The organism is Mycobacterium sp., from assembly GCF_035499775.1.
Lineage (GTDB): Bacteria > Actinomycetota > Actinomycetes > Mycobacteriales > Mycobacteriaceae > Mycobacterium.
Window position 1 is genome coordinate 1 of record NZ_DATJYB010000178.1, and the last position, 19,067, is coordinate 19,067.

General features: G+C 64.8%; 22 protein-coding genes and 1 pseudogene. 5 read left to right on the forward strand and 18 right to left on the reverse strand.

The features are described 5' to 3' along the window. Nucleotides 1–888: 888 nt before the first annotated feature. The gene (locus VML93_RS12095; protein WP_414686343.1) at nucleotides 889–2,706 is read left to right on the forward strand and encodes an SDR family NAD(P)-dependent oxidoreductase; all 1,818 of its coding nucleotides are present in this window, start codon (nucleotides 889–891) and stop codon (nucleotides 2,704–2,706) included. On the opposite strand, the pseudogene VML93_RS38575 reads toward VML93_RS12095, so the two are convergent. The 15 genes and pseudogenes from VML93_RS38575 to VML93_RS12165 form a co-directional block, all read right to left on the reverse strand. Further along, nucleotides 2,702–2,809: pseudogene (locus VML93_RS38575) on the reverse strand (flavodoxin family protein); the annotation flags it as partial. The gene VML93_RS12095 and the pseudogene VML93_RS38575 overlap by 5 nt on opposite strands. Nucleotides 2,810–2,821: 12 nt before the next feature. Continuing rightward, the gene (locus tag VML93_RS12100; protein WP_325610852.1) at nucleotides 2,822–3,676 is read right to left on the reverse strand and encodes an SDR family NAD(P)-dependent oxidoreductase; all 855 of its coding nucleotides are present in this window, start codon (nucleotides 3,674–3,676) and stop codon (nucleotides 2,822–2,824) included. Between the two features lie 124 nt (nucleotides 3,677–3,800). After that, complete coding sequence (locus tag VML93_RS12105; protein WP_325610853.1) at nucleotides 3,801–4,181, reverse strand: nuclear transport factor 2 family protein; 381 nt, start codon at nucleotides 4,179–4,181, stop codon at nucleotides 3,801–3,803. Between the two features lie 26 nt (nucleotides 4,182–4,207). After that, nucleotides 4,208–4,675: a hypothetical protein gene (locus tag VML93_RS12110; RefSeq protein WP_325610855.1), complete on the reverse strand. Its 468-nt coding sequence runs from the start codon at nucleotides 4,673–4,675 to the stop codon at nucleotides 4,208–4,210. 7 nt (nucleotides 4,676–4,682) lie between these two features. Continuing rightward, nucleotides 4,683–5,417 carry a 4-hydroxy-tetrahydrodipicolinate reductase gene (gene dapB, locus VML93_RS12115; protein WP_325610857.1) on the reverse strand — a complete coding sequence of 245 codons (735 nt, stop codon included), beginning with the start codon at nucleotides 5,415–5,417 and terminating at the stop codon, nucleotides 4,683–4,685. Nucleotides 5,418–5,525: 108 nt separating this feature from the next. Beyond that, nucleotides 5,526–5,714 carry a ferredoxin gene (locus VML93_RS12120; RefSeq protein WP_325610858.1) on the reverse strand — a complete coding sequence of 63 codons (189 nt, stop codon included), beginning with the start codon at nucleotides 5,712–5,714 and terminating at the stop codon, nucleotides 5,526–5,528. A gap of 9 nt (nucleotides 5,715–5,723) precedes the next feature. Next, entirely contained in the window at nucleotides 5,724–6,515 is a 792-nt protein-coding gene (locus tag VML93_RS12125) for a coniferyl-alcohol dehydrogenase (RefSeq protein ID WP_325610860.1), read from the reverse strand. 11 nt (nucleotides 6,516–6,526) lie between these two features. After that, nucleotides 6,527–7,789 (reverse strand): cytochrome P450, encoded by a 1,263-nt coding sequence (locus tag VML93_RS12130; RefSeq protein WP_325610862.1) that lies wholly within the window; start codon nucleotides 7,787–7,789, stop codon nucleotides 6,527–6,529. A gap of 11 nt (nucleotides 7,790–7,800) precedes the next feature. Beyond that, entirely contained in the window at nucleotides 7,801–8,205 is a 405-nt protein-coding gene (locus tag VML93_RS12135; RefSeq protein ID WP_325610863.1) for an SCP2 sterol-binding domain-containing protein, read from the reverse strand. Between the two features lie 93 nt (nucleotides 8,206–8,298). Next, a complete protein-coding gene (locus VML93_RS12140) occupies nucleotides 8,299–8,538 on the reverse strand; it encodes a hypothetical protein (protein ID WP_325610865.1) in 240 nt (79 codons plus the stop codon). Continuing rightward, complete coding sequence (locus tag VML93_RS12145; protein WP_325610867.1) at nucleotides 8,538–9,071, reverse strand: aromatic-ring-hydroxylating dioxygenase subunit beta; 534 nt, start codon at nucleotides 9,069–9,071, stop codon at nucleotides 8,538–8,540. Before VML93_RS12145 ends, VML93_RS12140 begins: the two co-directional genes overlap by 1 nt. Further along, nucleotides 9,068–10,285, reverse strand: coding sequence for an aromatic ring-hydroxylating dioxygenase subunit alpha (locus tag VML93_RS12150; protein WP_325610884.1), 1,218 nt, complete (start codon nucleotides 10,283–10,285; stop codon nucleotides 9,068–9,070). Before VML93_RS12150 ends, VML93_RS12145 begins: the two co-directional genes overlap by 4 nt. 5 nt (nucleotides 10,286–10,290) lie before the next feature. Further along, complete coding sequence (locus VML93_RS12155) at nucleotides 10,291–11,076, reverse strand: enoyl-CoA hydratase/isomerase family protein (RefSeq protein ID WP_325610868.1); 786 nt, start codon at nucleotides 11,074–11,076, stop codon at nucleotides 10,291–10,293. Then, complete coding sequence (locus VML93_RS12160; protein WP_325610870.1) at nucleotides 11,073–11,864, reverse strand: enoyl-CoA hydratase/isomerase family protein; 792 nt, start codon at nucleotides 11,862–11,864, stop codon at nucleotides 11,073–11,075. The genes VML93_RS12155 and VML93_RS12160 overlap by 4 nt, the downstream gene beginning before the upstream one ends. Then, nucleotides 11,861–12,586, reverse strand: coding sequence for an enoyl-CoA hydratase/isomerase family protein (locus VML93_RS12165; protein ID WP_325610872.1), 726 nt, complete (start codon nucleotides 12,584–12,586; stop codon nucleotides 11,861–11,863). The genes VML93_RS12160 and VML93_RS12165 overlap by 4 nt, the downstream gene beginning before the upstream one ends. 113 nt (nucleotides 12,587–12,699) lie before the next feature. Between VML93_RS12165 and VML93_RS12170 the strand changes: the two genes are divergently transcribed. Next, the gene (locus VML93_RS12170; RefSeq protein WP_325610874.1) at nucleotides 12,700–13,497 is read left to right on the forward strand and encodes an SDR family oxidoreductase; all 798 of its coding nucleotides are present in this window, start codon (nucleotides 12,700–12,702) and stop codon (nucleotides 13,495–13,497) included. Between the two features lie 369 nt (nucleotides 13,498–13,866). Further along, a complete protein-coding gene (locus VML93_RS12175; RefSeq protein WP_325610876.1) occupies nucleotides 13,867–14,556 on the forward strand; it encodes a TetR/AcrR family transcriptional regulator in 690 nt (229 codons plus the stop codon). A 69-nt stretch (nucleotides 14,557–14,625) separates the two neighbouring features. Here VML93_RS12175 and VML93_RS38580 read toward each other — a convergent pair whose 3' ends face one another. Beyond that, the gene (locus VML93_RS38580) at nucleotides 14,626–14,934 is read right to left on the reverse strand and encodes a PGRS repeat-containing protein (protein ID WP_414686342.1); all 309 of its coding nucleotides are present in this window, start codon (nucleotides 14,932–14,934) and stop codon (nucleotides 14,626–14,628) included. A 71-nt stretch (nucleotides 14,935–15,005) separates the two neighbouring features. Here VML93_RS38580 and VML93_RS12180 point away from each other — a divergent pair, with 71 nt between their 5' ends. Beyond that, nucleotides 15,006–16,145 (forward strand): acyl-CoA dehydrogenase family protein, encoded by a 1,140-nt coding sequence (locus tag VML93_RS12180; RefSeq protein ID WP_325610878.1) that lies wholly within the window; start codon nucleotides 15,006–15,008, stop codon nucleotides 16,143–16,145. A 15-nt stretch (nucleotides 16,146–16,160) separates the two neighbouring features. On the opposite strand, the gene VML93_RS12185 is transcribed toward VML93_RS12180, so the two are convergent. Beyond that, complete coding sequence (locus VML93_RS12185; protein WP_325610880.1) at nucleotides 16,161–17,246, reverse strand: hypothetical protein; 1,086 nt, start codon at nucleotides 17,244–17,246, stop codon at nucleotides 16,161–16,163. Between the two features lie 20 nt (nucleotides 17,247–17,266). After that, nucleotides 17,267–17,830: a M15 family metallopeptidase gene (locus VML93_RS12190; protein ID WP_325610881.1), complete on the reverse strand. Its 564-nt coding sequence runs from the start codon at nucleotides 17,828–17,830 to the stop codon at nucleotides 17,267–17,269. Between the two features lie 498 nt (nucleotides 17,831–18,328). Here VML93_RS12190 and VML93_RS12195 point away from each other — a divergent pair, with 498 nt between their 5' ends. Continuing rightward, nucleotides 18,329–18,904, forward strand: a complete 576-nt coding sequence (locus VML93_RS12195; protein ID WP_325610882.1) for an MPT63 family protein — start codon at nucleotides 18,329–18,331, stop codon at nucleotides 18,902–18,904. The last annotated feature ends 163 nt before the right edge of the window (nucleotides 18,905–19,067 follow it).

A 19,067-nucleotide genomic window follows, 5' to 3' on the forward strand; every position in this document is an offset into this window, starting at 1 on the left:
CTGGGAAGCCGGGCTGCTGAACGACTAGCCGTGCCTTCGGGGCTGCACTCAAACCCATTGCGACGACGGGTAGATCACCGGGACTGTGCCGCCGATGTCCCGCTCCAACCGATGTGTCTGGCGCAGACCATCCGTCAGCTCGGGGGAGCCGACGTGACGGTTCTCGTCGTCGCCGGTAACGACGACCAGATCAGCCTGATTGCCGAACTCGTCGAAGTGGCACGGCAATTCGATTCCGCGATTGACTCCGACCCCGACGTGCGGATCGACGCGATTCTGTTGACGATGGGGGCTTTCCGCCTGCGGGGGGACCGCCATGAGCCGAATGTGCTGCACGCAACGCTGGTTGGGGCACGTCGTGTGCTGCAGAACGAACAACTGTCAGTGCGCTGGCGGCACATCGACCTGCAACCCGGCGACCTGCAACCCGGTGATGACCACCGCGGTTTGGACGCGGCGATGCTGACCGAGATCCACGATGGCGGAAAGCTTGTCGACGAGATTGCATTACGTGATGGGCTTCCGTTCGCTCCCCACTATCGACGCGACCTTGCCGATCGACTCGATGTGTATTCGGAAGCGACTCCGCATGTCGATCCGGAGGCATCGTTCGTCCTCGAGCCGCCGAAAACGCGGCTACTCGACGATCTCGCTCTGCGCGCGACGCCGCGAATTACGCCGGGAGCCGGGCAAATCGAGGTACGTATCGACGCGATCGGGCTGAACTACAAGGATGCAATGAAGCTTCTTGGCGTGCTGACGCCGCAGAATCTACGCGGGACGTGCTTCGGGACGGCCGTAGGTATGGAGGGTATTGGTGTCGTCACTCGCGCAGATCCCCTCAGCCGCTTCGGAATCGGCGACGTCGTTCTGATGTCAGTTCCGAATATGTTCAGCCGATATCTCACGCTCGATCCGGCCGATGGCGTGGTCGAACCTCTTACTCGCGACGTGGCACCCGGCCTTGCGGCGAGTTTCATTCCATACTTGACCGCACACTACAGCCTTACATATGCGGCGAGGCTGAGCGAGGACGAGACCATCCTCGTGCACGGGGCGGCCGGCGGCACCGGGTTGGCGGCGGTTCACGTCGCACGCCATCTCGGTGCCCGCGTGATCGCCAGCGCCGGCAGCGAGGAACGACAAGCCTTCGCGCGCGCCGCCGGCGCGCATCACACCGTGAACTCCCGCACGGTCAACTTCGTCGACGACGTCATGCGGCTCACCGATGGTCACGGCGCGGACGTCATATTCACCTCGCTGCCCGGCGAGGCGCTTCGACAAAACCTCAAGGCCGCAGCAGAATTCGGCCGCATCGTCGACATCGGCAAAGCCGACATCTACAGCAACGGGGCTATCGAGCTCGGGCCGTTCGACCACAACCTGCAATATTTCGCCGTAGATGTCGACCGGATGTTCAACCACCGGCGTGCCTGCACAGACCAGCTCGCCACCGAGGTCATCGGGCTACTGGACGGCGGAACCTACGCCCCCCTGCCCGCGACGACCTATGACGCCTCTGCGCTGACGGAGGCCTTCAGTGTTGTCGCGCGAGGCACCCAGTTGGGCCGCGTCGTGGTGAATCTGGGCGGTAACCCACCGGTTCGGCCGGCGATCCCTTCATTCCCCGTCCGCGCCGACGGCACCTACCTGGTGACCGGCGCCTTCGGTGCCGTCGGCCTGGCAATGGTCGATTGGCTGGTCTCTCAGGGAGCACGGCACCTGATCGTCGTCAGCAGGAGCGGCCCCCGTGGCGGACGCGCCAAACGGCGACTTCAGGCGTGGCGCGCCACCGGCGCGGACATCCGGGAGGAAGCCGTCGACGTCGGCGACGCACTCGCCGTCTCGCGCCTGATCGCCCGCGTCACCGAGCAGATGCCTCTGCTGCGCGGCGTATTTCATGCTGCCGGAGTGGCAGAGGACAGCGCATACGGAAAGGCCACGCCCGAAACCCTGCGGCGAGTGATCGCGCCCAAGCTCGACGGTGCATGGAACCTGCACCATGCGACCGAAACTGCGGGGATCGACCTGGAAGCCTTTGTGTTGTTCTCGTCGACGTCGGCGATGATCGGCATACCGCTGCAGGTTGCCTATGCCGCCGCAAACGCCGGCCTGGATGCGTTGGCTCAACTGCGCCAGGCGCGCGGTAAGGCAGGACTATCGGTGAACTGGGGGGCGCTGCGCGGCGGTGGCATGGCGGACTCCTCCCCCGAGGTGCGCCGCTATCTCGAGGTGCTCGGGCAAAAGGACATTTTGGTGGGCCACCTCCCCGCGCTGTTGGCAACGATTCTGGCCTTCGACCACAAATTGTCCAACGTCGTAATCGCCAACATAGATTGGCGGACGCTGCTATCGGGCCAGCCGGCATTGAAGTCCTCCACGAGGTTCGCCGAATTTGCCGCGGCCCTGGGCGATAGCGCTCTTAGCTTCCGTGCCGAACTGTTCGCCCTGCCCGCTGACCAGCGGCTCGAAGTGCTCACCTCGATGCTGGCAGAACAGGTCGCAGCCGTCCTTGGCATTCCCGCCGACGCCATCGATCACCACACACCCCTGGTGGAGCTCGGTCTCGATTCGTTGTCGTCGGTCGAGCTTGCTTCACGCGTGGCGGCAACGCTTGACATTCGAATATCGGCGGTGGAATTCGAGCGGCTCCCTGGGTTGTCTGCAATCGCGAAGCAGGCCCTAGCCGTAGCGGAGGTTGCTTGAGGGCACCGCCGATGTACCCGAGGTTCGCCGGGAACCGAATCACTTGCACGCCTTCGATTTCGGGGTTGGAGGCACCGGCCGGCACCGCCTCGAAAATCAGCAGACGGGATTCGGGTTACCCGCCCGCCTTTCTGCTGAACATACGACGCCAGATGTTCTGTACCTGCTGGGCTGGAAGCAGGCGGTGTAACCACGGCAGGACCGCCGCATTGCGCGGCCCGATCAGATACGTGAGCCTGAGGCGCTTCGCGCAGATGATCCTCTTCCACACGGCGTCGGCGAAGACATCCGGCGGCTCGAACGTGAAGTTGTCTCCGATCGCAGTGGCGCCATCGAGGAAATGCCGACGGTACTGCTCCCGCAAGGGTTCGGGGATCGACGCCCAAAATTGCGCTGTGGCATCAGGTCCCAGGTCGACCATCGGGGTTTCCACGCCACCCGGTACGAGGTTGGTGACCTCGATGCCGAACGGCGCCAACTCCATGCGGAGATGCTGGGTGAAGACCATCAGTGCGGCCTTCGACGCCGGGTACGCGGAGGCCATCGGAATGGTCATGTACACCGAACCCGACGAGGTGTTGACGATCCGACCCTTAGCCTCGCGCAGCATCGGCATCATCACCTGTACCACCTGTACCGGTCCCCAAAAATTGACCTCGAACGCGCGCCGGTACTCGGCCATGTTCGCCGCTTCAATGACCCCTTCGCGCGGCGAGTATCCCGCGTTGTTCACCAAAAGATCGAGTGTGCCGCCGGTGTGCTCGGCGAGCGTAGTCGCTGCCGCGCGCAACTGATCGGGGTCGGTCACGTCGCATGGCACTGCGACGACGTTCGGCTTGCCAAACCAACGTGCCTTTTCCGGTGGGCTGCTTCGATATCCCGCGAACACCTGCCAACCTTCGCGTTGGAGTCGCAGCACAAGCGCCTCACCGATTCCCGTCGCCGCGCCAGTGACGAGGGCCGACTTCACCGACAAACAGTAACCCACCCGATGCGCACCAGATTGTCGATCGACTCCGAAGGGATGTGCCGGAACTAGAACAACCAGCAAACTTCGGCACAGCTGAACGCAAGCCTCTACCAGTGAGAGCTGATCAATTGCCCTTTGCCCAGGCCCAAGCCGACAGACGCCACCCTGCCTCGACCTTGCGAAGCGCCACCGTGAAGACCGAGCCGGTTTGGGTGACCTCGTTGCCGTGGAGGTCGAAGGTCATGGTCGCGGGGACGACGACGTAGGCGTAGTCAGCGGTGACGTCGGCATGGTTGGGCTCCCCAAGGGCGATGTGGTAACCCGATGCCCCTAGCTGCTCGCCCTCGGTGAGCACGTCTGCATACCAGTCTTGGGTGGCCGTTGCCCCCTGCCACACATGCGGCGCCATTCCGTCGAGGATTTGCATTGGCTCGGCGCATACCGCTGCCATGGCCACCGCGTCACCTTGGTTGAAGGCATCAACGTATTGCGATACCGCGGTCATCGGGCCATCTGAACTCGTCCTGGCAATCACTGGCGCCCTTCCAACTCGACGGCGGTTTTCATGGCTTCCCGCGCGCGGCGGCGGTCCCCCGCGTAGTCATAGGCCCGGGCCAGCCGATACCAGCCCCGCCAGTCGTCCGGGTCGCCTTCCACCTCGGTGCGCACGGTGGCGAACAGCGCGTCGGCCGCGTCTCGCTGAATCCGGCCTGACGCCCGTCGCGGCAGCTCGCTGGTGTCGAGTTCCATTCCGTCTTCGGCGATCAGGCGCGCCAGCTTCTGATGCGCGAATCCGGCCCGCAGCGTGGCGATCATCACCCACAGCCCGATGAAAGGCATGACCAGCAGCGCCAACCCCAGGCCGACGGCGGCCGGGCGGCCGGAGCCGATCAGCGCCACGGCGATCCGGCCGAGCAGCACGAGGTACACCAGCATCGCCACGCACAGGAAGGCGATGAACAACTGGATGCGGACCACGGTGCGCCCGGTTTGGGTCATAGCCAGCTCATTGCAGGTTGAGCAGCGGCTCGATGCCCACCGTGAGGCCAGGTCGCTCGGTGATGCGGCGTACCGCCAGCAGCACGCCCGGCACGAACGACGTGCGGTCCAGGCTGTCGTGCCGGATGGTCAGGGTCTCCCCCTCGGTGCCGAACAGCACCTCCTGGTGCGCGACCAGTCCGGCCAGCCGCACCGAGTGCACCGGGATTCCGTCGACCTCGGCGCCGCGCGCGCCGGGCAGGCCGGTGCTGGTGGCATCGGGGTTGGGCGGCAAACCTTTTCGCGCCTCGGCGATCAGCTTGGCGGTCCGCGCCGCGGTGCCCGACGGGGCGTCGGCCTTGTGCGGGTGATGCAGCTCGATGACCTCAGCCGAGTCGAAAAAGGGCGCCGCCTGCTTGGCGAAATGCATGGACAGCACCGCCCCGATAGCGAAGTTCGGCGCGATCAGCACCGACACATTCTTGCCGGCCAGCCAGGACTCCACCTGTTCCAGGCGTTCGGCGGTGAAACCCGTGGTGCCGACGACGGCGTGAATTCCGTTGTCTATCAGGAACTCCAGATTGCCCATCACGACGTCGGGGTGGGTGAAGTCGATGACGGCCTCGGTGTCGGTGTCGGTCAGCAGGCTCAGCGGGTCCCCGAGGTCCACCTCGGCGGACAGCGTCAGATCCGCAGCGGCCTGCACGGCCGATACCATCGTCGCCCCGACCTTGCCCTTGGCTCCCAGCACGCCTACCCGCATTGCTGCAGCCTACTGCGGCCCCGCTTTCGCGCGAGCGACCGTGTATGTACAGTGACCCACCGCTGGTGGCGGCACTTTGCGCGCGCTCGACGAGCCGGTCAGGTCCCGTCAGTCGATCGACAATGCGCCGGTCGGGCAGCTGGCCACTGCTTCCTGCGCGGCGGCCAGCCGCTCCCCGACCGGATCGGGATCCAGGACGTGCGACTGACCGGTGTCACCGATTTCGAACACCTCGGCGGCCACCATCTCGCACACCCCGATACCCGCGCACTTCGTGGTATCCACCCGAATCCCCATCAGCACACCTTAGATCTCGGGGGCCGGCACCACGCCGCTTGCCACCGAGCCGATAAGTCCGCCGTCGACGGCCAGGGTCTGCCCATTGACCCAGCGGGCGTCGTCGGAGGCCAGGAACAGCACCACGTCGGCGATGTCGCCGGGATCGGCGTGCCGGCCCAGCAACGCTTTGACGCCATCGAGGGTGTCCTTGCCCATCGTCTCTTCGAAGTCGGCCAGGATCGGGGTCTGCACCGGGCCCGGCAGCACAGCGTTGATACGAAAGCCCTTCTGGTGCAGCGTAAGTGCCATCGACATGGCGTACACGTTGGTGACTTCTTTGGAGAAGTTGTAGGCGTTGCCCTGCTGCGGGTTGGCTTTGAACCAGGCGGCGCCTTCCTCGAAGGTATCGGTAGCCAGCAGGTCGCGAATCGCGTTCACCCGCAACGGCCAGCCGAAGCCGGCTGTCGAGGACACCACCGTGACCGCGGCGCCGGGCGCCAGCTTGTCGAAGAACGACTCCGTCAGATGCCGCACCGCGAGGCTGTTGACCGCCAGCACCAGATCCGCGGGCGCGGTGCCGGGAATGCCGGCCACCTGGATCAGCCCGTCGAAAAGGCCGTCCAGTTGCTCGACCGCCGCGTCGATGCTGCGCGGATTGGCGAGGTCGACCTCGACGTGTTGCGTCACCGGCGCGGCGGGGGTGTTGCGGTCCAGACAGTGCACCTGCGCACCGGCGGCGAGCAGCCGCTGCGACACCGCGTCGCCGATGCCGGATGCCGCCCCGGTGACGACGTAACGCTTGCCGGAGAAATCAGCCATCAACGGTTCTCCTAGTCGAAGGTGTAGGGCAGGGATTTGACGGCACGGACAAAGTTACTCGTCATATACGTCGGCTCGCCGACGCGCAGCGTGGGCGCACGGAAGATGAGCTGTCGGTGCAGCGCTTCGAGTTGCATCTTCGCCAGGAACGCACCCATGCAGTAGTGCGGCCCGCCGCCGCCGAAAGCAACGTGCGGGTTGGGGTTGCGGGTGACGTCAAAGGTGTTGGGGTTGTTGAATACTCGCTCATCCCGATTGGCCGAGCCGTACATCATCAACACCCAGTCACCCTTCTTGATCTCCACCCCTTTCAGGACGGTGTCCTGGGTCGCCGTGCGCCGGAAGGTCGAGACCGGAGTCGCCCAGCGGACGAACTCCTCGATCGCCGGTTTGATCAGGCCGTCATAGTCCTGCTCCAGCAGCGCCCGTTGCTCCGGATAGTCCTGCAGCGCCATCGTGGTGAATGACAGGGTATTGCGGGTGGTGTCGTTGCCCGCCACCGACAGCAGCACGAAGAACGCGGCGATCTCCTCGTCGGTCAGCCGGCGCCCGTCGATTTCGGCCTGCACCAACAGGCTGGCCAGATCATCCTTTGGATGCGCGCGGCGCTCGGCGGTCAGCTCCAGGCTCAGTTCCAAAAGCCCGACCAGCGTGTCGACGAGCAGTTCACCGGGTTCGCGCCCATCGGCGACGTCGGCGTCGTTCCAGGCCACCATGCAGTCGGCGAGGTGTGCCCCGTGGTCGCGCTTTTCCGATGGCAGCCCGATCATTTCGTAGATCGTCCACATCGGCAGCCGTTTGGACACCTGCTCGACGAAATCTCCGTCCCTGGTCCGCAGCAGGTCGTCGACGATCGCGGCGGCCTGGCAATCGATCTGGTCCTTGGTCTTGGCGATCTGGCGCGGAGTGAACACCGAGCTGATCAACCGGCGCGTCGCGGAATGCGCGGCGCCGTCCATGCCCAAGAACGACATGGTGGCCTCGATTACGTCTTCGGGGAGCGCCTCGATCATCACGCCCTGACCGGAACAGAACAGCTCGGGGTTCTTGCTGACGTAGACGACATCCTCGTGGCGGGTGACGGCCCAGACGCCGTCCACCTCCGGCTCGATCAGCGCGCCCTCCACCGGCGGGTGCCAACTGACCGGACGCTCGTCGCGCAGGATCTTGAACGACGGCTCACGCTCCTCGTTGGTCATTGCCCAAAAGCTCAGCGGCGAGATGCTGACCGGGTCGAACGGCGGCCGGGTCAGCGGAGTTTCCAGAGTCGTCATAGTCGGTGCCCCTACACGATCAGGTCGTCGCGGCCGTCGTCCTTGAGCCGCTGAATGTAGCTGGGAAACAGCTTCTTTCCCAGCGGGGCCAGTTTCAGCAGGCTCGCGACATTGCCGTCGACGCGGATCTTCTTCTTGGCCATTGCCAGCGGCAGGTTGACCTTGCCCTGCCAGTACGCGTTGCCGGTGTCCGCGGTCATGGCCATGGTGGCGATCGCGGGTGCGCCGCCGTCGTGACCTTCGCGCACAGCCTGGTTGGCCATGTCGATCACGACGACCGCGTCCGGCTCGGTGAAGTCGAACGCCACCACCAGACCGGTGCCTACCAGCTTGGGGCCGATCTCCGAATCTCCGAAGGCGGTCTCGAAGATCCCTCCGATGTACTTGGTGACCTCCGCCGAGTTGTTGAACCCCATCGTTCTCCTTAATCCAGATTCAAAAATCGCGGTAAGACCATAGTCAACGGCCGAACCCGACAAGTCAACCCACCGGGACGTCTGCTACCCCGGTCATGATTCACCCCGCCAGCGGTTGCGCGACGGATCCATCAACGCGGTCAGGTTCTGTTCGGGCAGCCATACCAGCGTTTCGAGTTCCAGCGCATCCAGGAAGCGCACCCGACCCGTGCGCAGGTCTTCCAGCCGCAGCCGCGGTGAATTTCCCAGCACGTCAAAGCTGACGGCTACCGAGGCGAATTCGCTGCCGATAACCGGCCCGGCGCCCTCGGGCCCGTTGAACTCGATACTCATCAGATCAGGAACCCCAGCGTCGGGATGGGCTTGTCATTGTCGACCAGAACCACCTTCTTGTAAGCCAGCCGCAGCCCAGTCTCCGTGTGGCGCAATCGGTAGGTGGCCCGACCGCCCCACACATGGTTGCCGCGCGGCCGCGATTCGAGCAACAGGAAGTTGGCGCCGACTTCAAGGTCCACACCGCCGTCGGGATTGACCCTGCCACCGAGGAATTCGATGTTGCTCAGCAGCCTGCGCGCGTGTGACGGCGGCGCCTGGGCATAGCGCTTGCCGGTGCGGACCTGGTTGAGCCGGGTGGCGATCCTGCTCCGGTTGTCGTAGATGACCGACATCTCTCGGCTGGGATCGGTGTCGGCGCCGTTGGCGGGCACCCAGTACAGCGCGTCATCGGTCCACAGGGCTTCCCACGAGTCGTAGTCGTTTTCGTCGGCGTAGCGGGCCTCGCGGAACAGGAATTGCTCGACTTCGAAACGATCGAAGCTCTCCGGCACCGGCCCCAGTTCGGCGGGGACTTTCACTGACGCGGTCACGACGCCTCCATCAAACTCCGGTAATGCGACCAAAATCCGCGCATGGCGGTCTCGTCGGTGGCGCCTCCGACGGTGAATCCGTCAGCGTCGACGCGTTCCCGGTTCAGGCCGCGGCGCATATCGAGCCACTCCGGTGCCAGGGATTCGAGGCCGCGCTGGTTGCGTTCGTACATCTCGGTGTCGTCGGCGAGCAGCATGCCCGCGGGGCCCACAGACCCGACGCACTGCGACACCATGCGATGGTTGAGCTCCGGCGCGCCGGCCAACTGGACCGCGGTCGAGTATTGAACGCACTCGTTGACCGCCACCGGCTGGATGTTGAACACCTGGATCTCGGCGATGAACAAGTTCGGAAAGATCATCACGTGCGGCCCGCCCTCGACGAGGATGCGCTCGGCGGCATCGCCGTGCTTGGCGCGCATCGCAGCGACGTAGTTCGGCACCCGCGACTCGGTCGTGCCGAACCAGCGCATCGGCTCGGCGAACTTGCGGAACTCCGGCCGTAGGTCGTTCTCGCTGTGCCCGCCGCCGAGGTTGCGGGTCACCGCGCTGGACGAGTCGCTGTACAGCGGCCCGATGGTGCTTCCGGTGACCCCGAAAATCGAACCGTGCACGAACTGCGGGTGATAGCCATCGGTTTCGTTCTCGGCCAGCAGTTTCCAGTTGGCCCGGGTCTGGTGCTGCAGCCAGCCCGCGGAAAGTGCCACCTGCCCTTCCGGCGACAGTCTGGTTAGGCGGTCGATCTCGCCGGCGGCCGCACCGAGATGCTCTGCCAGCGAAGGCCCGTCTTCGGCGAAGCTGCCGAACACGAAACCTCCGTAGGAATCCGTCCGCGGCACCCGTCCCATCGGCAGGTCGAGTTTGCGTTGCCCGTAGCCCTTGAAGAAGGGGAACCCGATCAGCTCACCGGTGTTGCGGAACGTCCAGCCGTGATAGGGGCAACGGAACGAGCCCGAGTTACCCTTGGCCGCGTCGCAAACCTGATTTCCCCGGTGCGAGCATCGGTTGAGCAACAGGTGGATCTGGCCGTCACGATCGCGGGTCATGATCACGTCCTGCAGGGCGAGCTTCTTGCGGACGTAGTCGTTGGGTTGCGGCACCTCGCTCTCGTGCCCGACGAATACCCAAGTGCGGTACCAGATCTTGCGCAGCTCCTCGGCGAAGATCTCCGGGTTGGTATAGAGCGACCCGTGCACCTTGTCGCGCTGAATCAGCGGTGTCACGGCTTTGCTCCTGACTTGTCACCGAAGTTCGGCGATCGTTTCTCCTTGAACGCGGCAATGCCCTCGGCGAAGTCGTCGGTCTCGAAAAGCGTTGCTTGGTAAGCGGCTTCGCGGTCGAGGGCATCCAACGGATGCAACGTCGGCGCCAGCGTCAACATTTTCTTCATCACGCTCAGCGCTCCCGCCGGAAGATCGGCCACGTGCCGGGCGTCGGCGACGGCATGTCGCAGCGCTCCCCCGGGTGCGCAGATTTCGTCCACCAGACCCCACTCGAGCGCCGTGGTGGCGTTGATCGGTTGGCCCATCATCAGCATCTGACGGGTCCGCGCGGTACCGATCCGGGCCGGTAGCGACACGTACGCACCCATGTCTCCGGCCAGGCCGACATGCATGAACGATGTGGCGAATCGCGCGTCGTCCGCCGCGACGACCCGGTCGCACGCGGCCGCCAGCGCGCTTCCGGCACCGAACGCACCCCCTTCGACCGCCGCCAGCACCGGCTTGGGAGCGTTCCAGATGGCCCGAATGACCCGCTGCACCATCTGGATTCGTTCGACGGCCCGGCCCTCAGGCATCGGTTTCATCGTCGAGATGTCCCCGCCCGAGCAGAACAGACGGCCGGCTCCGGTCAGCACGATCGCCCGCACGGCGGCATCGTCACCGGCGGCCTCGAGCGCTTCGGCCAACGCGATGCGCAACGGTATGTCGATGGCGTTGCGTACCTCGGGCCGGTTGAGCGTGATGACGCGAACGGGGCCGTCGTGGTCGATCAGGATCGTCATTTTCCAGTGAACCTCGGTTGTCGGCGTTCGATGACGGCGCGCAGACCCTCCAGCGAGTCGGCGGTGCCGGATAGTTCAGAGACGGTGCGGGCCTCCTCGGCGAGGCGCTGTTCGACCGACTGCCCGACACCGCTCCACACCAGTCGTTTGGTGGCCGAGAGCGCCAGGGGCGGCAATGCGGCCAACTGCGTGGCGATTTCCTCGGCGCGCCCGGAAAGCAGGTCGTCGTCGACGACTTCGGTGATCAGGCCGATCTCGGCGGCCTCGTCCGCGCTCAGTGTCGGGTTGGTGAGCAGGATGCGCAGCGCCTGGCGCAGCCCGACCAGCTGGGTAAGAGTCACCGACGAGCCGCCGTCGGGCGCCATCCCCACCCGCACGGCACCTGAGAAGAACTTCGCCGAGCGCGCCGCCACCACCAGATCCGACGCACACACCAGACCCAGACCACCACCTCCGGCCGCGAACCCCTGCACCGCGGCGACCACCGGAACTCGCAATTGGATCAGCGCGGCGGTGGCCAACTGCAGCCACGCCGTGGCCTCGCGCAGATAGTCGGGCAGTGCCGACCCTTTCGCCTCGAACGTCTTGACATCGCCGCCGGCGCAGAAGTTGCGGCCTTCGCCCGTCAGCAGCACCACCTTGACCAGCGGATCGGCGTGGCACGCGAGGATCGCCTCGTGCAGGGCCTTGAGGATTTCGACGTTGAGCCCGTTGGACGCCTCGGGCCGATTGAGCCGCAACCGGGCGATCCCGCTGTCGGTCCGTAATGTGACGGGCGCAGCGCTCATTCGCTTGCCTCAATGTGGTCCACGACGGCCGCCAGCTCGGCATCGAGCGCTTTCGGCAAGCTCTTGTTCAGATGTCCGTTGACCAGCCGCTTGATCGTCGTGACCGCCTCGCGGCTGCGGGCCGCCAGGACATCGGCGAATCCCGCTACCCCAGCGTCGAATTCGGCCTCCGGGTAGGACCGGTAGGCCAGGCCCAGCCGTACCGCGTCCGCCCCGGAGAACTCGTCGCCGGACAGGAGCAGCCCCAAGGCCTGCTGGCGTCCGACGACGCGCGGCAATCGGGCGGTGCTGCCACCGCCCGGGATCATCCCGAATTTCACATGGCTGTCGGCGATGCGGGCGTTTTCACTGATCAGCACGATGTCGGCGGCCTGCATCAACTCGAAGCCGCCGGCGGCCGCAACGCCCTCGACCGCGGCGATCACCGGAACGTCCACGCCGGCGATCCCGTCACAGGCCGCGCGGAACGCCACGAACAACGACGTCAGCGCCGCAGTGCCTTCGGCGCGCAGTCGCTCCACCTCGGCGAAATCGCCTCCGGCGCTGAAGTTTCCACCGGCACCGCGGATGACGATCACATTCACGTCGGGATCGTGGCCCAGGTCGGCGATGGCACAACCGAGGCGCTTGGCCAGGGCGACATCGATCGCGTTCAGTCGGTCCGGCCGGTTGAGCGTGATACGCCCAACGCGGCCGTCGACCGCAACCCGCACCTCGCCCATGCACACGCTCTCTCGTCATTCACCGCGACCGATAGACAAACTTAAGCATAATTTTCTAATCTAGGTTAAACCAACGGGTCGGCTCAACCAAGCCCGGCCCAGGGAGGAACACCGTGGATCTGGGACTGGCCGGCGCACGAGTCGTCGTCACGGGCGGCGCGTCGAACATCGGGCGTGGCATCGTGCACGTGTTCGCCACCGAGGGCGCGCGCATCGTCGTCAGCGATATCGATGCGCCGCAAGCAGAGAAGGTACGCGGCGAAGCCCTGGAGAAGGGCGCGGCGGCGGTGGAGCTGGCCATCTCCGACCTCACCGAACCCGGCGGAGCCGAAACCGCGATCGGTTGTGCGGTGCAGGCCTGGAACGGCATCGACGTGTTGGTGAACAACGCCGGCTGGAGCGTTCCCGGCTTCATCGCCACCGACACCGACCGCGACAAATGGCAGCGCACCATCGAGATCAACCTGTTCACCGCGATTGCCGCGACGCAAGCGGCGATCGGGCCGATGAAAGACGCCGGCGGCGGATCGATCGTCTTCATTGCCAGCGACGCCGCGTTCGGCCAGATCCGCCAGGGAGTGTACGGGGCGTCCAAAGCCGCCATGGTGGCGCTGGCCCGCACCACCGCCCGCGAGCACGGACGCCACGGGATCCGGTCGAACGTCGTGTGCCCCGGCCTGGTGATCCCGGACAGCCCGGACGCGGTAGGCGCGGCGAGCCTCTGGTCGGTCGGTCAAGACAACGTGTTCAACCAGAGCCAGATCGACTACATGTTGAAGGACACGCCGATGCGCCGGCTCACCACCGCCCAGGACATCGGCCAGGCGGTGGCGTGGCTATCGTCGGCCCGGGCCGCTAAACAGGTTACCGGCCAACTGATCTCGGTCAGCGGTGGCTATACGATGCCCTAGCCGGGCAGCAGGTAACTGGGCAGGGCGGAACGGCAAGTGGTAGACGAAGCACAACGTGACCATGCAGAAGCCCAGCACCGCGAGGTTTCGCAAGTGGGGCCGCAGCGCAGGTCGCCACCGCTCCACGCCGACCTCGATCGGAGACTGCCCGACGGGGCGTTCGGCGGCCTGCATCCTGGCCCAGGTGAACACGCAGCCGACGAACGCCACCAGGATCGGGGACCCACCCGGTTGCGGGCATCAGCGGCATGCCCGGCCAGAATGCGGCCCGGACCATGCTCAGGCAATTTCGCATCCAGGACAACGGCGGACGGATCGGAGCGTTGCGTGCACGGATGCGGCGGAAGCCCTGAGCTAGACTATTGAACGATGGTTAAAAAAGTCGGCTCCGCCACCGCCCGCCGAAACGGCGTCGACGCCAAATCGGCCCGTACGCGCGCGCGGATTCTCGATGCCGCCGCCCATGTGCTGAGCGTCAAAGGTTTTGCGGGCACTCGGCTGACCGACGTCGCCGACTATGCCGAGCTGCAGGCACCGGCGATCTACTACTACTTCCCGTCGCGAGAGGACCTGATCGAAGAGGTCATGTATTGCGGCATCAGCGACATGCGCCGGCATCTGCAGGACACCCTGGACGCGCTGCCGGCGGACACGTCGCCGATGGACAAGATCATGACGGCGGTCGAAGCCCACCTGCGCCATGAATTGGAGCTCTCCGACTACACGACGGCCTCGATCCGCAACTCCGGCCAGATCCCAGAACACCTGCGCACCAGGCAGAAAAAGGAAGACACCGCCTACGGCAAGATCTGGCAGCGCTTGTTCGCCGACGCGATCGCCGAGGGCCAGATCCGAGCCGATCTCGACGCCCGCTACGCGCGCATGCTCGTGATGGGTGCCCTGAACTGGGCAGCCGAATGGTGGGATTTCAAAAAGGGATCGGTGGATACGATGGTTTCCAACGCGCAGATCCTGGTGCGCAACGGGCTGAGCCCCGCCTCCCCTGCCAGCAAGCCGGTGCCTAAAAGGACGACCGCCCGCGCGGGGACCAAGGGCTGACTTATTCGGTTACGGATCTGTAATCGCTTGTGACTGTGGCTTCGGTGGCCGCAGTGTAGACTGCGCTGGCTACTGCTTCCCGTTTGCTCCGTGAAAACCGATCAGCCCGCCCTTGCCGCCAGCGCCGAACAGTAGGCCGCCGGCACCGCCAGCCCCACCGAATGACGAGGACAGACCTTCCCCGCCGTTGCCGCCCTTCCCGATCAGGCCGGCCGACCCACCCTTGCCGACCGTGCCATCCGCAGCAGCAGACCCACCGTTGCCGCCATTACCGACAATCGACCCGCCATGGCCGCCGGCCTCCCCGGTACCGGCTGTCCCATCTGCGCCGTTGCCGGCGCTCGCTCGTCCGGCAAGGCGTCCGGGGCACCCGGACAAGGCGGCTCAGCCGTGGTGTTATTTTCGATTCTATGTTAAATTAATTCGCGTGGCCGGGACGTGGATCTGACATGCGGCGGTCGTTGTACGGCCCCGACCACGAAGCCTATCGGGAAACCGTCGCGGAATTCCTCGCACACGAAGTCGTTCCATTTCAGGACAATTGGGACCGCGATCGCTGGATAGACCGTGCCGTATTCGCACGAGCCGCCAAGGCCGGCATCTACGCCCTTGGCGTCGGCGAAGAGTACGGCGGAGCAGGAGAATTCGACTACCGCTATCGAATGGTCGTTTGCGAGGAAGTGGCCCGCGTCAACGCGCTGTCGTTCGGCCTGACCATCAGCCTGCAGGACGACCTCGTTCTGCACTATCTGCTGGACCTCACCAACGAAGAGCAACGACGACGTTGGCTGCCCGGTTTCGCGACCGGAGAACTCATCGGCGCGCTGGCGATGACCGAACCCGGAGCCGGAAGCGATCTTCGCGGCATTCGCACCACCGCACGCCACGTCGGTGACCGCTGGATCCTCAACGGCCAGAAGACATTCATCTCCAGCGGCATCATGGCTGATCTGGTCATCGTCGCCGCTCGCACTGGCACGGGCGCCTTCGGCCTCTTCGTCGTCGAACGTGATACACCCGGCTTCGAACGCGGACGCAAGCTCGAGAAGATCGGGCTGCCCGCGCAAGACACGGCCGAATTGTTCTTCCGGGACGCGGAAGTGCCGGTCGCAAACCTTCTGGGTGAAGCTGGCCAGGGTCTGCGCTATCTGATGAGTCATCTCCCCCGCGAACGTCTCGGCGTCACCGCGCAAGCTATCGCCACGGCCCGTGCGATTTTCGACTTGACGACGCAGTACTGCCGAGAGCGCCATGCGTTCGGCGCACCGCTGAAAGAGAAGCAGCACATCCGGTTTGAGCTGGCCGAGATGGCCACCGAGATCGACGTCGCGACCGCTTACACGGACCAGTCGGTGCTGGCGTATAACGCCGGCGAACTCAGTCCCGTGGATGCCGCCAAAGGCAAGTGGTACGTCAGCGAATTGCAGAAGCGCATACTCGACCGCTGCCTGCAACTGCATGGTGGATACGGCTACATGACCGAATACCCGGTTGCCCGAGCCTATCTCGATACCCGGGTGCAGACCATCTACGGGGGCACCACCGAAATCATGAAGGAGATCATCGGCCGTGACATCGCGTCCGGCTGACCGTGATCGTCAGACTCAGGGATTGCGGACGCAGTTGTAGGTGAGGGGAACCTCGGCGCCGAGTTCGACCACTTCGAACTGGTCGACGCCGATCTTGCTGAAGGATTCGGCTTTGATTCCGAGGTCGGGCCACTTCGCGGTGCTGGTCCGGTCGTCTGCGAACGTCAGCGGAATCTCCCCGCCGTCCGACAGCAGCATGCCGTAGGTCTTCAGCGCCTGCAGAATCACCCTTTCAGACTTCGAGTAACCCGACTCGTCGAAGTCGGCCTTCAACCGGAACCGCACCCCGTACGGCGGCGCATTCGGATCTTCGCTGTCCGGTCCCCCGGCGTGCGTGGCTGGACGCACGAAAACGCCCTTCTTCATCCGGCTGTTCGGCAGGATGAACCGAAGCGGGTGATTCACCGTGCCGGCCGCGACTTCGTCCGCCGTCGGCAACAGCGCAGCGATCGGAAACCCGGCGGCGTCGGCGCTGGTGCACTGATCGCCGCGCAGCGTTTCCGGATACGACTTGCTCAGGTCCCACACGAATAAGCCTTTGGCGGCAATCGCATCGCCCTTTTTCGAGCCTTGATAGACCTCGTACAGCTTGTGCTCGTCACGCTCGACGACGAGTAGATGGCAGTCGCCCTGACCCTCGGTGTCGCCGGACGGGTCGCACGTCAGGTCCTTCGACCCCTCGAAGTACGCGCCGGCGGGTACCGGCATGCGCGCCGGAACGCGGTCGCAGTCCGGTCCGCCGAAGCAGTAATCTTCGGCCCCGACGACTTGTACGCGCGGCGTGCCGTGGTCGGCGTAGAAGAGTGGGATCGAGAAGTCGATCTGGAAGGCATTGCCATTGCCCCAACCGCCCATCCCGTTCAGTGCCTGGATGATTGCTGCGCTGCGTTTGGACACGGCTGATCCGCTGACCTGACTGGTGAACGGCTCAGCGCCTTGGAACAACGCCCCGGCCCCGGTCGCACCCGCACTCGGTTTGGCACTCTGACCCGCAGACGGCTTGCCGGTGCCCCCGCTGCATCCGGCGCATGCCACGCCCACGACACACAGCACGACGGCACACATCACGACGAGGAATTTGCTGAACGGCGTGCGGCGCACAGACGCGCACTGACGCTCGGCTATCCGGCGGCGTTCGGAAGAAGTGCTGGACAGTTCCCCAGTGCGTCCGCGGCCAGTTCGAAGTGCCACAACTCGTTAGCGTAGATCCTGCACAACCCAAAGCGCGACCCATTCGCGACTAACCACTGGTCAGCGCCTACACCGCCAACGTCGACCGCCTCGCCAACGACGTGCTTGGACATCTCCGGGGTCTGCACATATTGCCGCGCCGCGGCCAGGCTGCCGTACGTTTGCACAGCGTTGTCCAGCAAACGCTGCTGAAATTCCGGCGACCGCCAGCCCGACGTGATGGTCATGGTGATGCCGTTGCCAGCCGCCTCGGTGGCGGCACGCTGGATAGCGCTCAACAGAGCAGGGGCGAGGCGACCCACCGCCGGGTGCTGGACGTCAAACGGCGTCCACGCTTCCCCGAGCGGCAGCGAACCGTCGCCGGGGTCCCCGGCAGGTTCCAGAGGACGGGTGTGGTCGGCAAGCGTGATCCGCGGCCCGGGCGGATCAGCAGGCACGCCGAGCGTCACGGCACTGGCGACAGTGGTGGCGATTGCCGCCGCTAGTAACCGCATGTCGCACCCCTCCTGACTCTGCCTGCCCGATGCCTCACCGAGAATGCCTTGATACCAGACATCTTTGTCGCGGGCCAACCGCTGAACTTGCGAATATCGCGGCGACGCCGAACGGCACGAGTTCGCCGCACGGGCGCCGAAGCGCCGGTAGCGTTGCCGGGCAACAATATTCGCACCTGGGCACCCATGCCGAGCTTGACGCCAACGCCAAATCGATTCGCCGAGTTCTCTTTCGGCGGCACCGATCGTGAGTATTAGATGTTTACGGTGCCGTCATCTTCCCGAAGTGGTTGCAATTGATACCAATGTTAAAGAAGTTGTTCGAACCGCGTTGCGGCACAAAGTAATATCGGACCATTTGCGCAGGTAGATAGGCCGGACAAGGTAATTCGCCGACGTGGTCACGTTTGGGGTTTCCATCGATTGGCTATGTCAAACAGGTGGCGGTTTTGGCCCGCATCGAATTTTGGGGTTTACCGCACGAACTACACGGAAAAGATGAAGGAGCCCAACGTGAAGTTCACGACAACTACTGTCAAGACGGCCGTCGGCGCCGCGGGAATAGCTGCGGTAAGCGTTTTCGCCGCAGCAACTGCGTCTGCCGCACCGCCCAACATCCAAGGATTCGGTGCCAGTGAGCAGTTGATCGACGGGGCAATGGTTACCTCCTACACGGTGAGCAACCTGCAGCCCAGCACCATGGCGATTCCCGGCTACACGCCGAAGGGAACGATCTACCAGGCAGACATCACCGCCAGGTCCGACGGCGGAACCGTCACCCCGATGGTGAGAGACTTCCAGGCGCGCGGCCCCAACGGTCAGACCTACAAGCTGATCGACAAGACCGAGGTCCCGAATGGTCTCAACCCGGCGCCCATCCCACAGGGCAACGAGTCGAGGGGCACACTGTACTTCGATGTGACGGGCGCGCCGCCGAATGGCGTCGTCTATAACGACGGATTCCAAGACATCTTGATCTGGACGTCGAACATGCCCGGCGGTTCGGCGCCTGGTGCACCGACGAACTCAAGTCCGGCACCGGGTGCGCTTCCCGGCCCGGCGACCCATAGCTAATACGGCTGCAAAAAACTCCCCGCGCCGAGGCGTGGGGAGGTTTTGCGTTTGGGGCATTCTGTTCGACGGCACTTATCCACAGTTCGGGATTGATCCACAGGCCGGGGTTCTTGTGGCGTTCGGGGCCGACGCCGCGGGGTTTGCGGCATAGAATTCGAACATG

What these genes read in the sequence shown, in the direction of transcription:
- VML93_RS12095 (WP_414686343.1), top strand. Translation starts at nt 889, where the DNA reads ATGTTCAGCCGATATCTCACGCTCGATCCGGCCGATGGCGTGGTCGAA.
- VML93_RS12105 (WP_325610853.1), bottom strand. Translation starts at nt 4,181, where the DNA reads ATGACCGCGGTATCGCAATACGTTGATGCCTTCAACCAAGGTGACGCG.
- VML93_RS12110 (WP_325610855.1), bottom strand. Translation starts at nt 4,675, where the DNA reads ATGACCCAAACCGGGCGCACCGTGGTCCGCATCCAGTTGTTCATCGCC.
- dapB (WP_325610857.1), bottom strand. Translation starts at nt 5,417, where the DNA reads ATGCGGGTAGGCGTGCTGGGAGCCAAGGGCAAGGTCGGGGCGACGATG.
- VML93_RS12120 (WP_325610858.1), bottom strand. Translation starts at nt 5,714, where the DNA reads ATGGGGATTCGGGTGGATACCACGAAGTGCGCGGGTATCGGGGTGTGC.
- VML93_RS12125 (WP_325610860.1), bottom strand. Translation starts at nt 6,515, where the DNA reads ATGGCTGATTTCTCCGGCAAGCGTTACGTCGTCACCGGGGCGGCATCC.
- VML93_RS12130 (WP_325610862.1), bottom strand. Translation starts at nt 7,789, where the DNA reads ATGACGACTCTGGAAACTCCGCTGACCCGGCCGCCGTTCGACCCGGTC.
- VML93_RS12135 (WP_325610863.1), bottom strand. Translation starts at nt 8,205, where the DNA reads ATGGGGTTCAACAACTCGGCGGAGGTCACCAAGTACATCGGAGGGATC.
- VML93_RS12140 (WP_325610865.1), bottom strand. Translation starts at nt 8,538, where the DNA reads ATGAGTATCGAGTTCAACGGGCCCGAGGGCGCCGGGCCGGTTATCGGC.
- VML93_RS12155 (WP_325610868.1), bottom strand. Translation starts at nt 11,076, where the DNA reads ATGACGATCCTGATCGACCACGACGGCCCCGTTCGCGTCATCACGCTC.
- VML93_RS12160 (WP_325610870.1), bottom strand. Translation starts at nt 11,864, where the DNA reads ATGAGCGCTGCGCCCGTCACATTACGGACCGACAGCGGGATCGCCCGG.
- VML93_RS12165 (WP_325610872.1), bottom strand. Translation starts at nt 12,586, where the DNA reads ATGGGCGAGGTGCGGGTTGCGGTCGACGGCCGCGTTGGGCGTATCACG.
- VML93_RS12175 (WP_325610876.1), top strand. Translation starts at nt 13,867, where the DNA reads ATGGTTAAAAAAGTCGGCTCCGCCACCGCCCGCCGAAACGGCGTCGAC.
- VML93_RS12180 (WP_325610878.1), top strand. Translation starts at nt 15,006, where the DNA reads ATGCGGCGGTCGTTGTACGGCCCCGACCACGAAGCCTATCGGGAAACC.
- VML93_RS12190 (WP_325610881.1), bottom strand. Translation starts at nt 17,830, where the DNA reads ATGCGGTTACTAGCGGCGGCAATCGCCACCACTGTCGCCAGTGCCGTG.
- VML93_RS12195 (WP_325610882.1), top strand. Translation starts at nt 18,329, where the DNA reads ATGAAGGAGCCCAACGTGAAGTTCACGACAACTACTGTCAAGACGGCC.